This window comes from Rhodohalobacter sp. 8-1 (genome assembly GCF_038150125.1).
GTDB lineage: Bacteria > Bacteroidota > Rhodothermia > Balneolales > Balneolaceae > SW132.
In genome coordinates this window covers 155,953-168,490 of the sequence record NZ_JBBVMF010000008.1, presented here as the reverse complement: position 1 = coordinate 168,490, position 12,538 = coordinate 155,953, and the positions used below count along the sequence as shown (strand labels likewise).

The following is a 12,538-nucleotide window of genomic DNA, read 5'->3' as shown; positions in this document are numbered from 1 at the left end:
ACAAGCGTCCGAGGGAGTCATACACCACGAACTCTAATCTGCTTGTTCATTTAAACTGATACTCCTCCAATACAAAAATACTTACATGATGTTTAAACCGGATTATTCAAAATAAATCTGCACATACTTCTTTGTAAATAATCCGGTTTCACATCAACCGACAAGGCACATCATCTGTCCGGGCAGGTATCGTTAAGATCTTTTCGAATCGGCCGATAACCTAACTTAGAACCTTTAAAAGATGAATCCTGTGTGTGAGTACTAATCGACTATTGATTTTGTAACAATCCAGTTTCGGTATGCTCTTGTTTATGCCGATGCTAGTGATATATACCCCTAAATGATCAAGTTCGTGTTGAATGGTATGTATGTAAGAGTTTGTAATAATAAGAAACCGATCTGTGAGTAAGCTGTAAGACCATGCTAAAGCATATCTTCTTAATAATTGTGCTCATATTTTGCTATCTCTTATGGGAGCAGCGCCCCGTTCGATATGGCCCGGGAATCGTTGCGGAGTCAAAACCTGATGTTGCAATGATTGACTTCCCTAACCCGATAGAGACCGATAATTTCATCATTACCCCAAAATTTGAAGTTAGCGGTACTGTTCGGGTGATCGCCAGGAACAGGTATTGGTTTGAAGATATGAGCCATATATCCCCCCTTGATCTGCTGTTCTCATGGAATCGTATGTCGGATGAGGAGCTGTTAAAACGGATGCTGGTAAAAATCGACGATCGCTCCTACCATGTTCAGATGACAAAACCACCCTATCAAAGAGGCAACATCCATGAACACCTGATGATGGCTCACACCATTCCTGCTTCAGAAAATATTCAGGAAAAGCTGTTATCCATTCGACGGGGGCAGCTTGTAACATTCTCAGGCTATATTGTTGATATTGAAGACAGAGTTGGGACCGAATGGATCTCACCGGTACGAGATCAGCACCCCGCAAACCGATCATCACAGTGGATTTGGATTGAAGGCCTCTCGCTGGCTGAAGATGTTAAAATAGGGTCAGAATAAAACATTATTGACGGTTTACTGTTTCTCAGTGGCCCCGAACTTATCTCCTTCATTCATTATTTTATTCAAATTAATTTCAACTTCTGCATCAATGAATAAATAATTCATCAGAGTCAGGGTGGCTTTTTTTATGATGAAACACCCAAATATTCGTTCAGAACTACTTTATTTGGCTAAAAAAGCGCTTCCAAATCATACAAGTTTAAACCTTGTTTTACCCGAAATGGCTAAATAAATTCTGTTAGGCATATTACCTAGGGAAAAACCATAATCAATTTAATAATGATTATTGCTAAAAAGGTTTTTACAAACTATTTTAATAGCGATGGTTTTGATTCAAATAAGAATCAGGCTGTTGTAAACTATCACCGGGAACTAAGATGGGATTTATAATGGAAGAAGTAAGAGAAGTTGGAACAGTTAAATGGTTTCATAACGGTAAAGGGTATGGATTCATAACCCGCGAAGACGGAGAAGATGTATTTGTACATTATTCTGAGATCCAGTCAGATGGATTTCGAAAGCTTGGCGAAGGCCAGAAAGTTGAATTTACAATCGCGGAAGGTGAGAAAGGACTTCAAGCCCGCGAAGTAATTGAACTTCAGGAAAACGCATAATTATTTATTTGACCCTATGTTACAATTCAAGAGAGGACATCTCGACAGTTAGTCCTCTCATATCTTAATTATGGACTGGGCTAAACAAATCATTGTTGATCTGTTTGCACTCATTGTTATAGCTTCTGCTGTAATGTTTGAGCGAACAGTTCTTACCTACATTGTTTACATTTATACGGCTCTGATGATAATTGCCCGGCTATTTTCGCTGCTCAGCGGTAATTTCAGGTCCATAACGCAAAAGAAGGTTACAAAAGCTCCATTGTGGGTTTACCACCTGATTTATGCGCTAACTGTTGCTGTATTGCTATTCGGACAGTGGTATATAACCGCTGCAGGTTGGGCATTTATATGGATTTCAGCCATTATTGTTTATAAAAAGAATTTTTGATGCACTCCTTTCTCAAATCTGTAGAAACTTTAACAATAGTTTTACTGGTTTGTTTAATTCTGGCAATTCCAAAGATTTCGAAGGCAACAGATCCCATCGGGCTTACTGCTGACACCGATTTAAAAATCGGAATAACGACTATTTACTCACCCGATAGTTTTGCGGCATGGGGCAAAATCGAAAACAGCAGTTCATTTTCTTTGAGAGGCCAGGTTTGGCACACAAGGTTATCCTACAAAAGATTTCACGCCCGGCTGGGCTCTGAATTAATTTTAACACATCGCCTGAATTATCCTCTAAATGGAGTGAGCGGACCAAAAGACCACAGGACCGGTATAGGTATCATTCCATTGAGTATTATGATGCCACTCACGTCCTCAAAAAAGATAACTCCCTTTACTTTTTTCTCAGCCGGCGGGCTTTTTTTAAACGAGAAACTTCCCGATGTAAGCGGTGCATCACTGAATTACTTGCTAAACATAGGGGCTGGTCTCGAGCTTCCATTTATTCAGGAAACCCGAGTTCAGATTGGATACAGCATACAACACATGTCGAATGCAAATACCGGCGAACAAAATCCCGGCATTGACTCGCATATGTTTTTCATAACGGTTCTTTTACCGTAACCGATTTCCGACGTTGCTCAGCTTTCTATCTTTCCTGCAGATGTAGCCCCCATTTCTTTCGATTATTTCCTCATCAGGGGGGCTTTGTAAAACCAAGGATTTTTTTTAAAAGTCCAAGGCTAAAATGTAATTGAAAATGCCGGAATTTGACAAAAGAACAGTTTTATGCCAAAGGCATTGCTTCAGAGCAAAGCAACCCATCAAATAATGCTATATATCATCAGGGCAGACACAATAACGGTAAGAATGGAGAACATAATCTGGCGCTTTTCCTGTGGCAGCTTTTCAGCAGATTTTACACCGAGAAAGCCTCCTGCAAATGCACCAACAATCAGTGGCAGGCCGGTTCCAAAATCAACAAATCCTACTGTATACTTAGTGGCACCTGCCACAATATTTGAATCGATTGCAAATTGCACCCAGCCTGACAAAGAAATGATCAAGATTGCCAAAGATGATACACTCACTGCTTTTGAGATATCTATTTTGTAGCCAAGATTCAAAGCGGGCACAATCACCACTCCCCCGCCAACGCCGGCAATAGCTGCAACAAATCCCCCTCCAAGCCCTGTTACAATCGATTTCTTAACTCCAACTGGTTTTTCATTAGTTGCTTTTCGCTTTTTTGACTGACCTCTTTTATAGAACATATAAGAAACCACGAGAAGAAGGCATGCAAAGATCGCGACAAAAAGCTCTTCAGTATAGTATTTGGATGTTGAAATAAGTTTTCCGAAATAGACACCTATCGCTCCAAAAAGACCTACCCAGACTCCCTCTCTGAGATAACTATTTTTTTGTTTTCCCTGCTGAATGGAGCTGCTAAGAGCGGCTGTAAATGTACAAAACAAAGATGTACCAATTGTCCATGCCACAGGTTGTTCAATTCCGGTCGAGTTGAACACAAAGAATAGAATAGGGGTAAACAGTACGCCACCGCCAATACCGAATATTCCTGCAACAATTCCTGTAAATACACCAATTATGATAAGCCCGGCAACTAAAATCATGGTATCAGGCGTGAATCGTACCTGTTAAAAATGTTACTGCTGAACCGCCAATTTTTACACGATTGCCTTCGTTGATACAAGCGAGGGATCCACCTCTTTTAGAGATCTGCCGAGCTTCAAGCCTTTTTTTCCCGAGCTTCTTACTCCAGAACGGAGTTAAGACCGTATGTGCTGAACCTGTAACGGGATCTTCCGGCACACCCACAGCCGGAGCAAAATATCGGGACACAAAATCAACAGACTCACTTGCTGATGCAGCCGTTACAATTACACCGCGAACATCGAGATTCCTTATCATGTCGAAGTTGGGTGTCATGTTTTGTATAATCTGTTCGTTCTCCACCAGCACCATCAAATCTACATTAAAACCTGCATAGATAGGAATTGTGCCTATAGCTTCCGGTAGCAGTTTAGGCATAGAGACAGGTTTAGGTGGCTGGGAGGGAAAATCAAGCCAGTAAGTAGAGCCTGATTTTTCGACCCGAAGCTCACCACTTTTCGAGTTAAATATAACAGTGTTTTCGTTTTTATTGATGTGCGTCATGATAACATGTGCTGCCGCAAGCGAGGCGTGCCCACAAAGATCAACCTCGGTTTCGGGTGTAAACCAGCGAATATCAAATAAGCCGTCACCATTATTTAAAATAAAAGCCGTTTCTGATAAATTATTCTCCATTGCGATCAGCTGCATAGTTTCTGCGCTCAGCCACTCATCAACCGGTAAAACGGCAGCCGGGTTACCTGTAAAAAGAGAGTCAGTGAATGCGTCGACTTTAAAAATCTGCATGATATAATAATCGTAATTAATCTTCAATTAAAGGAACTTGAACGACACAAAGACAAATTTTGTGGGTGCAACTTAACTCACCGGATCCTCATACATATTACAATGTAAGATACCATCCTGACAGACGAACAAACCTTGTAAATCGCTTCAAATTAAGCTCTAAGATACCGATCTTTAGACAATGAATTCTACTATGCAAATACATCCAACAAATTTACCCGAAAAGATCGGGTTCACGCTAATACTGGAAGAAGCACTTAAACATACTTTCACGCCGTATGGCAAGGAACGGCTGGCAGATGAGCGGCCTGCCGGAACGGCTGATGGAACCAAACAAATCAACGACCTTACCAGCAGCTGGCTGTCCATAATACAGAAAGAAGGTGTTCACCCATTGAGACAGCTTAAAGATGTTAGGGACATTTTGAGCGATGCCCGGGTGGAGGGCGCTATGCTTTCGCTTGATGCATTTCCAGTAGTATACGAGAACGCCAGGCTTGCACGATTGATCAAACAGTTTTTTAAAAACGATGACGTCGAAGCAGATGCCCTTTCTGCTCACGTTAAGCGCTTTATTCCGCTCAAATCTCTTGAAGACGCAATAACGGGGGTCATTTCTGATACAGGCGCTCTGCGCGATGACGCCAGTCCTGAGCTCCAGTCAATCCGCAGAAAACTTAACCGGCGTAAAACGGATCTGCGAAAAACGATTAACCGGCTAATGAAAAAAGCCAGGGACAAAGGTATGAGCTCTGATGAGGGGCCTACTATAAGGAACGGGCGAATGGTGCTGCCGATACAAGCTGAATACAAGCGAAAGGTTGAAGGATTCGTGCACGATGTATCCTCATCCGGCCAAACCGTTTATGTGGAGCCGGTTGACGCACTGCAGATCAATAACGATATCCGTGAGTTTGAAGCAGAAGAGAAACGAGAGATTGAGCGAATACTCAGGGAACTGACCACTACTGTTCGGCAGCATTCAAATGAACTTCGGGATAATATTCAAACAATTGGATTTTTTGATGCGCTCAACAGCCGGGTGCAGCTGGGGCTTAATCTTGATGGATCCGTTCCCCAACAATCACCCAACAGGCGGCTGTCAATTCTCAATGCACGGAACCCAAACCTGATTCTGAAAAACCGGCTTGAAAAAAACAGTGATGATGTTGTACCTCTTCACCTTTCTCTTGAGGAGGATGAACGCGGATTGATAATTACCGGACCGAATGCAGGCGGAAAATCAGTTGCTATGAAAACCGTGGGACTCATCTGCTATATGCATCAAATGGGCTATCCTGTTCCTGTTCAAACCGATTCGTCACTTCCTGTTTTAAGCGGGCTATTTATTGATGTGGGAGATGATCAGTCTATTGAAAATGATTTAAGTACATTTTCATCTCGGCTTCAGTGGATGAGGCATACTCTGAACCTGGTTTCTGAAGGCGGACTCGTTTTGATTGACGAAGCCGGGACTGGCACTGACCCCGATGAAGGCGGTGCGCTGTTTCAGTCGTTTATTGAGCAGCTCATTGATGCAGGTGCAAGAGTTATTGGAACAACGCACCACGGCTCGCTAAAGGTTTTTGCACATGAGCATCCGAATATCATAAATGGTGCAATGGAGTTTGATCAGGCCACCCTCTCCCCAACGTACCGCTTCAGAAAAGGTGTTCCCGGCAGCAGTTACGCATTCGAGATAGCTGATCGAATGGACCTTCATAAGGATGTAATGAAACGCGCCCGGGATCTGCTGGGCAACCAGAAGAATAAGATGGGGGACCTCCTTCTGTCACTGGAAAAGCAGATTCAGGATATCAAATCTGAACGTCGGTCACTGGATAAACTAAAGAAAGAAGCGGATGAACACCGGGAACGGCTCTACAGGAAAGAGAAAGAGTTTGACCGGGAGAAAAAGAAAAAGCTCGATGAGGCGTACAAGGAAGCAGAACGCATCATGCAAACTGCAAACCAGAGGATAGAAGCTGCCGTTGAAAAAATTATTGCTGCCGGCCAGGAAGATAAAGAAACTATTAAAGAGGCCAGGAAAGATATCCTTGATACCAAGCAGGCCGTAAAGCGAGGAAAAGCCGATCTTGACATTCGAATGGAGGATTCATCATCGGAAAAAACACCAGAAGTTGGTGATTTTGTAACGGTTGGTGAAAGCGGAACATCAGGTGAAGTGGTTGATATTTCAGGAAATCAGGCCACAATTTTGGTGAATGGCATGAAGATAAAATCGAAGATTAACAAAATTAGTGTGGCCGCGCCTCCAAAGAAAAAGAAGAAGCAGAAAACCAGGAGTTATGGCGGATCAGAGCAGATTGACCTCTCAGTAAAACCTAAGCTTGATATCCGCGGCTACAGGGGTGACGATGCCGTAAAAGAACTCATGCACTATTTGGATAAAGCCATCAGTCGTGGTCTCCGGCAAGTTGAAATTATTCATGGCAAGGGAGAAGGAATTTTAAAGAAACTTGTTCACGAGCATCTGGAGCAGCGCAAAGAGATTAAAAGCTATAATCTTGCACCATGGGAGCATGGCGGGCCGGGATGCACGCTCGTAGAATTGAAGTGAGTTAACTGTCGGTCATTACAATCAAATTCTGTTGCCTCATCTATCTGTCGCATAAATTGAGGAATGTTCGTTTGGTGAAGGGAATTAACAAAACTGTATTTGAGCCTCATCCACTCGTCAGCCTGCGGAAGCAGCGTGCAGATGAGGTTCGGGTCACGTCTACACATTTTCCAGAAACTCGCTTTTGATGAGCTCTTCAATCGAGGGCCATGATCCTTCTGCTTCAAAGTGAGGTTCTATCCCCTTGCCTATCAGATGCTCGGTAACACCTGCGCTGCCGGAATAGACCGTCAGTTTTTTTACATCCAGATCCTGGAACGCAGCAAAAGTCCGAGTAACGCCAGAACGATTGTGAAAGAGAACAGCGGATACCTTTTCAACCGATAGTTTATTCCGAAGTGATTCAACATCCTCTGGATCAAGACCGATTTCTTCACAGACCGGAAATTCAGCCACGTCCATTTCAAGTTCCTGTAGCAGGCCGGGCATCTCTTCTGCTTTATTCGAACACGAGGGATAAAGAGTTTTCCCTTCCCTGGAAATCTTGAGCATAAATTCGAGGATATCAATTGGCTTGGCGTGTTGCCGGGGCTGAATGGCCGGAATGCCATGCGATTCCAGAAATTCAGATGTGGGCTGATCAAGCGAAAAATGAACAAGATTTTGAAAATCGCTCAAAAGCTTATGTTTTGACATCCATTTCTCGAAATAGATAGCATTTCGAAGATTGCCGTATATGACGAACGCAAAATTGTCAACGTTCTTTTTAAGCATTCCGGAAGCCATTTTTTCGGTCGTGGACTCATATGCTTCAAGCGGTATATGCAAAAAATAATCTGGATTGTCTTCAAGTACATACTTCATGTCTCCACACGTATAATTTGATGCAGTCACCAATAATTTACCTTTACTCATAAATCAAGAATACTTTATCTTTTTCAATCAATAATAGCAGTTCTCTAAAACGCAAAACCTATACCCGCATATATCCTGTAACTCTCCTCTGAAAATCCTAACTCTCCTCTGAAAATCAGATCGGGATTAAAGGCCGACATTGCTCCGCCAAAACCATAGGTTCGCTTCCAGTTATCGAAAAGACGAGGGGAGTCAGTATCAGAGAAAACACGTCCAGTATCAAAAAACAGATGTCCGCCAAACTTAACCTGATCATCAAAAAAGTGAAATAGCCAGCTTCTTAATTCTGCCATGTAAAGAACAGAACTTTCGCCCAAAAACCTGTTCATGGCAAATCCACGGAGTCCATCTTTATTTCCTAAAACAGGAAGTTCATAGAATGGTGCTGTTCCATAGCTATGTTCTGCAGCAATCTTCTGAGCGAAAACAGTGCTTTCAACAATTGATAAGTAAGATGTCAGCTCCGCAAAATAGAATGAATAGCCGTAATCATTTCCCGCTACTTTAGGAGAAAAGTCAGCTCCCAATTCTGCCCTGATCCCGGATCTCGGATCAAATTCATTATTTCTGATGTCGTAAATGAGGCCTGCTCCTACTGTGTTGACCCAGCCGCCATCGGCGCCTGGCGGCGGCAATTCCACAAACCTGGTGTCTGCTCCCCTGTCCTCATTTTCCGTGTAAGAGGTTTTCAGCCTAAAAACTCCTTCAACCACACCTCTTCCATCCATGAGGTACAGCGGTTTCCGAATTTCAAACCGGGCATTTATGCGACGCTGAAGTAAATAATAAAGCCCATCGTCAAATTCAGATGTTGAAAATTCTGAACGGTTGCCTATTCCGAAATAATTATATATCGGGTTGCGTACAACGTCCAGTATGGAGCGAGTTCTTAGTGGTCTGCCAAACATCCGGGTCCGTTCATATTCGAACGCTCCGGCCCACTTTCCTCTTGTTGAGCCTGTTACATCAACAACTGTGTTCGATAAAAACGGCCGTATTCCATCTGCATAATCAATCCGTTGAAAAAGTCCGCCGCCAAAAAATCCCAAATCGGATGAGTACCCGACAATCGGATAAAATGAATGGTTAACCCCCCTCATTTCTGAATCCGACATGAGCTGGGAATAACCGCAAATTGGCAGAAGTAATCCAACGATAATCGTTGAAAGAGCAAAAATCGTCTTCATTCAGAGTGTTCCTTCGTCTTCAAGCAGTTCCAGTGTCTGAATGGCGTGCCGCAGATGGGGAATCACAATGCTCCCCCCAACCACAAGTGCTACGTTTAATGATTCGATAATCTCATCTTTCGTTGACCCGCTTTTGGCACATTGTTCCAGGTGGTAGGCGATGCAGTCGTTACATCGCAAAACCGTAGATGCAACCAGCCCAAGCAGCTCTTTTGTTTGAGTTGGCAGGGCTCCATCTTTATAGGTGTTGGAATCGAGGTTAAAAAATCGTTTTATTCCGAGGTGATTCAGATCAAGAATCTTTTCATTCATCTCCTCACGCTGCTGGCGAAATTTTTGGAGATTGTTTTCCGGTTCTGACATCTGATTTCTTATTAAATTGACTGTACATTTACGTGGCGTTGACTTGAAAGATAATGAATTCATCTCGTGTTTAGCAGGCGGACTTTTTATAAACATCGGCTGGTTTCCATCGGCGACAGCATGGCCCAGGGATTTAAGAATGGCGGAGTATACCGAACGGATTTGAGTTTTCCGGCTATTCTTGCCCGATCTCTTGAGAGTGATACATCCTTTGATACGCCACTGTTTACAGCTCAAACAGGAATTCCAATAAATATTGAGATGCTCGTGCGAGGCATGTCTGATGAATTTGGAGATAAAATTACCTGGAATGAATATTTGAAAGCAGGTGCCCATCTTTATAAAACACTTCGCCGAATTAAGGAATATTGGGAAGGCAGCAAAAAGTCGCTCGCCGTAGAGCGAGATTTGCCTTACCAAAACCAAGGGGTCTGGGGAGTTTCAATAAGCGATTCATGGCTGATGAATGCAGAGTACTGCAAAAAACAAATTGAAACTAAAAAGCCTCGCTATACGGTATTCAGTGTTCTGCCAGACAATGCTCTTTACACAACGGCCCGGATGGTTTTGAACCCGGCCCAATCTGAAGAGGGCAGAAAACATACGATGATTGACAATGTAAAGCTTCTACAGAAAGACGGCGGTATTGAAAATTTAATCTCGTGCATTGGCCACAATAACATTGTGGGAGCCGTCACCAATCTTGAGCTCATTTATTCCGAAGAGCACGACTTGAATGCTCCTCACCACCAGAGAACCTGTACGGTTTTCAGGCCCGAACATTTTGAGGATGAGACCAGGATTCTTTACCAAAAATTATCAAAAATTGGAGCAAAACGGGTGTTCGTACCAACAATTCCTTACGTGACTATTCCACCTGCCATCCGGGGCGTGAACAGCGACAAATCAAAACCCCGGACCGGCTATTTTGATTATTACTCGCGATTTTGGATCTGGGATGAGGATTTCAATCCCGATAAACACGCGCATCTGACCAAAGAAGATGCTATCACGCTGGATCAGCATGTGGATCAGTACAATAAAATTATATACGAGCTCTCAGATGAATTTGGATTTCACGTGGTTCCTGTTGGCCGGTATGTGTCTGCAGCAGCACGGAGACGGCTCAGGGCTGAACAGCTCACGCCTTTTCCTGAGGCTTTTATTAAAGCACTGAAAAATAATCCGGCCACATCTTACATGGTTAATAACCACGGCCAGCCTCGTTTATCAACGGATTATCTCCGGCTGAAAGAAAACAGTCAGGAGCTTGATCGAGGCGGTATTTTCAGCCTTGACGGGCTACATCCATCAACGATCGGCTATGGACTGATTGCTAACATCTACAAAGAGCGGATGGAAAAAGACGGTGTTGAGTTCAGCACGGATATTGACTGGGATTTTGTCATAGAAAACGAAACACTTGTCACAAATCCTCCTCTTTTGCTGAACGATTTGCGGCTTCTGCTTCGGTTTCTCGCTCTGGGTCGCGGAGAACGGCTTACCAAAATCGGGCAAAATGTGCTCCAGAATGTACTTGAGCTCTTTTCATCCCGCTCTTACTAATTTGGTGCATTGGCCAGATTCTTACCTAGTGTTAATCCATTTTTGATGCAGTCCGGCACAGAAATTCCTCTGCGAAAATTTCCGGCAAAATGTAGCCCTACATTATTCGATTCAAGTTCTTCAAAGATTGAATAGATTTCGTTGTACCCGGTATTGTATTGCGGTATTGAATTTGGCCAGAATATGTGATCTTTAAACACAGGTTCTCCATTCACACCAATTAAGTCTTTTAAATCCTCCTGAACGAGTTTCAAAAGATCACTGCTTTCCATTTCCGCAATGCCTGGTTGTCGTCCGCCCCCGGCAAAAACTGTAAGTAGATGGTAATCCTCAGGTGCTCTGTTTTTGAATAGCGTGGATGTAAACAGTGCCCCTAATATGGAGCGATTTTCAACTTCCGGAACCAAAAATCCAAATCCGTCCAGCGGATGTTCAATGTCCTTTTTCCGATAGCCCAGAACCATCGTTGAGAGAGGTGGATAAGAAACGCCCTTAATTTTTTTCAGTTGTTCTGACGAGATTGGCAGCTTTTTCGAATCCCACTTGTGGAGTGGAATCGTAATTACAACGTCATCATACGGGCCATATTCACCTCTGTTTGTTTGCAAATACCAGCCGTCAGCTTGTTTTTCTGCACGCTCCAGATCGTGATCATAAAATGTATTTGAGATGCCTGAAGTCAGCTTTTCTGGTAGTTCATGGAGGCCAGTTTCAAATGAGATAAGTCTGCGCTTCGTTTTTTCCCCGCCGTTACGATTGAACAACTTTCGAACTCCCCCTTTCATGACTGATCCATGTTCCTGCTCTAAATTATAGATAGATGGGAATGCATGCTTGATGGAAAGTTGATCGGGTCTGCCAGCATGAATTCCGGCAATAAACGGGTTTACAGCGTAATCAAGAATCTCTTTCCCAAAACGGGCTTCAAAAAAATGTGCCACCGTAGATTGTGAATCTGTTGTTGATACGAAGGGTTCTTTGAGCAGCCTTAGCTTTGCTTTACCCGAAAATAAGGGAGTTTTCAGAAAACCAGTTAGCGACTGCGGAAGCTGGTTCAGTTCTCCGTCCTTGACAATGAACCTCTTCGACGCTTCGCTATTAGCAGTTTCAACCCTTTCACTGAGATTCAAGTCTTCTAATAGCGCTTCGATCTCCGGATCTTTCAAAAGAAGTGTGTTTGGCCCCAGCTCATAACGCCATTCTCCGTCAGTCTCTGTACTGATCACACCACCGGCGAGCTTCTTCCGATCAAAGAGGTCTATATTAGCGCCATGCTTTTCGGCATTCCAGGCAGTGCAGAGCCCGGTAATTCCAGCACCAACGATTGCGATTTTTTTCTTATTCATATAACGATAAATGTTCTGAAACGACCCAATTTTATAACAAAATGATTGTTCACAATTCAATATTCATCAACACAAAATAACCATCTGTAACTTACCGGACATTTTCTATTCCTGTTGGCA

The 12,538-nt window shown here is 43.2% G+C and carries 12 protein-coding genes; 6 read left to right on the top strand and 6 right to left on the bottom strand.

The window, feature by feature from the left end; translation table 11 throughout:
* Positions 1–420: 420 nt before the first annotated feature.
* The 4 genes from AABW11_RS10345 to AABW11_RS10330 all read left to right on the top strand — a co-directional run bounded on the left by AABW11_RS10345 (position 421) and on the right by AABW11_RS10330 (position 2,663).
* Positions 421–1,029 carry a hypothetical protein gene (locus AABW11_RS10345; RefSeq protein WP_340105009.1) on the top strand — a complete coding sequence of 203 codons (609 nt, stop codon included), beginning with the start codon at positions 421–423 and terminating at the stop codon, positions 1,027–1,029.
* A gap of 392 nt (positions 1,030–1,421) precedes the next feature.
* Positions 1,422–1,646 (top strand): cold-shock protein, encoded by a 225-nt coding sequence (locus AABW11_RS10340; protein WP_340105008.1) that lies wholly within the window; start codon positions 1,422–1,424, stop codon positions 1,644–1,646.
* 70 nt (positions 1,647–1,716) lie between these two features.
* Positions 1,717–2,037: a hypothetical protein gene (locus tag AABW11_RS10335; RefSeq protein ID WP_340105007.1), complete on the top strand. Its 321-nt coding sequence runs from the start codon at positions 1,717–1,719 to the stop codon at positions 2,035–2,037.
* Complete coding sequence (locus AABW11_RS10330) at positions 2,037–2,663, top strand: acyloxyacyl hydrolase (protein ID WP_340105006.1); 627 nt, start codon at positions 2,037–2,039, stop codon at positions 2,661–2,663. Before AABW11_RS10335 ends, AABW11_RS10330 begins: the two co-directional genes overlap by 1 nt.
* A gap of 200 nt (positions 2,664–2,863) precedes the next feature.
* On the opposite strand, the gene AABW11_RS10325 is transcribed toward AABW11_RS10330, so the two are convergent.
* Positions 2,864–3,673 carry a sulfite exporter TauE/SafE family protein gene (locus AABW11_RS10325; protein WP_340105005.1) on the bottom strand — a complete coding sequence of 270 codons (810 nt, stop codon included), beginning with the start codon at positions 3,671–3,673 and terminating at the stop codon, positions 2,864–2,866.
* 4 nt (positions 3,674–3,677) lie between these two features.
* Positions 3,678–4,460 carry a PhzF family phenazine biosynthesis protein gene (locus tag AABW11_RS10320; RefSeq protein ID WP_340105004.1) on the bottom strand — a complete coding sequence of 261 codons (783 nt, stop codon included), beginning with the start codon at positions 4,458–4,460 and terminating at the stop codon, positions 3,678–3,680.
* Between the two features lie 193 nt (positions 4,461–4,653).
* On the opposite strand from AABW11_RS10320, the gene AABW11_RS10315 reads away from it, so the two are divergent.
* A complete protein-coding gene (locus AABW11_RS10315) occupies positions 4,654–7,041 on the top strand; it encodes an endonuclease MutS2 (RefSeq protein ID WP_340105003.1) in 2,388 nt (795 codons plus the stop codon).
* A 159-nt stretch (positions 7,042–7,200) separates the two neighbouring features.
* On the opposite strand, the gene AABW11_RS10310 is transcribed toward AABW11_RS10315, so the two are convergent.
* The 3 genes from AABW11_RS10310 to AABW11_RS10300 are packed head-to-tail and all read right to left on the bottom strand — an operon-like array spanning position 7,201 to position 9,506.
* Positions 7,201–7,956, bottom strand: coding sequence for a uroporphyrinogen-III synthase (locus AABW11_RS10310; RefSeq protein ID WP_340105002.1), 756 nt, complete (start codon positions 7,954–7,956; stop codon positions 7,201–7,203).
* A 44-nt stretch (positions 7,957–8,000) separates the two neighbouring features.
* The gene (locus AABW11_RS10305; protein ID WP_340105001.1) at positions 8,001–9,143 is read right to left on the bottom strand and encodes a BamA/TamA family outer membrane protein; all 1,143 of its coding nucleotides are present in this window, start codon (positions 9,141–9,143) and stop codon (positions 8,001–8,003) included.
* Positions 9,144–9,506, bottom strand: a complete 363-nt coding sequence (locus tag AABW11_RS10300) for a carboxymuconolactone decarboxylase family protein (protein ID WP_340105000.1) — start codon at positions 9,504–9,506, stop codon at positions 9,144–9,146. It abuts the gene before it with no gap.
* Between the two features lie 66 nt (positions 9,507–9,572).
* Here AABW11_RS10300 and AABW11_RS10295 point away from each other — a divergent pair, with 66 nt between their 5' ends.
* Entirely contained in the window at positions 9,573–11,072 is a 1,500-nt protein-coding gene (locus tag AABW11_RS10295) for a hypothetical protein (RefSeq protein ID WP_340104999.1), read from the top strand.
* On the opposite strand, the gene hemG is transcribed toward AABW11_RS10295, so the two are convergent.
* Positions 11,069–12,418 carry a protoporphyrinogen oxidase gene (gene hemG, locus AABW11_RS10290; RefSeq protein ID WP_340104998.1) on the bottom strand — a complete coding sequence of 450 codons (1,350 nt, stop codon included), beginning with the start codon at positions 12,416–12,418 and terminating at the stop codon, positions 11,069–11,071. The genes AABW11_RS10295 and hemG overlap by 4 nt on opposite strands.
* Positions 12,419–12,538: the final 120 nt, after the last annotated feature.

Coding starts and splice junctions, on each gene's coding strand:
- AABW11_RS10345 (WP_340105009.1), top strand. CDS start 421: ATGCTAAAGCATATCTTCTTAATAATTGTGCTCATATTTTGCTATCTC.
- AABW11_RS10340 (WP_340105008.1), top strand. CDS start 1,422: ATGGAAGAAGTAAGAGAAGTTGGAACAGTTAAATGGTTTCATAACGGT.
- AABW11_RS10335 (WP_340105007.1), top strand. CDS start 1,717: ATGGACTGGGCTAAACAAATCATTGTTGATCTGTTTGCACTCATTGTT.
- AABW11_RS10330 (WP_340105006.1), top strand. CDS start 2,037: ATGCACTCCTTTCTCAAATCTGTAGAAACTTTAACAATAGTTTTACTG.
- AABW11_RS10325 (WP_340105005.1), bottom strand. CDS start 3,673: ATGATTTTAGTTGCCGGGCTTATCATAATTGGTGTATTTACAGGAATT.
- AABW11_RS10320 (WP_340105004.1), bottom strand. CDS start 4,460: ATGCAGATTTTTAAAGTCGACGCATTCACTGACTCTCTTTTTACAGGT.
- AABW11_RS10315 (WP_340105003.1), top strand. CDS start 4,654: ATGCAAATACATCCAACAAATTTACCCGAAAAGATCGGGTTCACGCTA.
- AABW11_RS10310 (WP_340105002.1), bottom strand. CDS start 7,956: ATGAGTAAAGGTAAATTATTGGTGACTGCATCAAATTATACGTGTGGA.
- AABW11_RS10305 (WP_340105001.1), bottom strand. CDS start 9,143: ATGAAGACGATTTTTGCTCTTTCAACGATTATCGTTGGATTACTTCTG.
- AABW11_RS10300 (WP_340105000.1), bottom strand. CDS start 9,506: ATGTCAGAACCGGAAAACAATCTCCAAAAATTTCGCCAGCAGCGTGAG.
- hemG (WP_340104998.1), bottom strand. CDS start 12,418: ATGAATAAGAAAAAAATCGCAATCGTTGGTGCTGGAATTACCGGGCTC.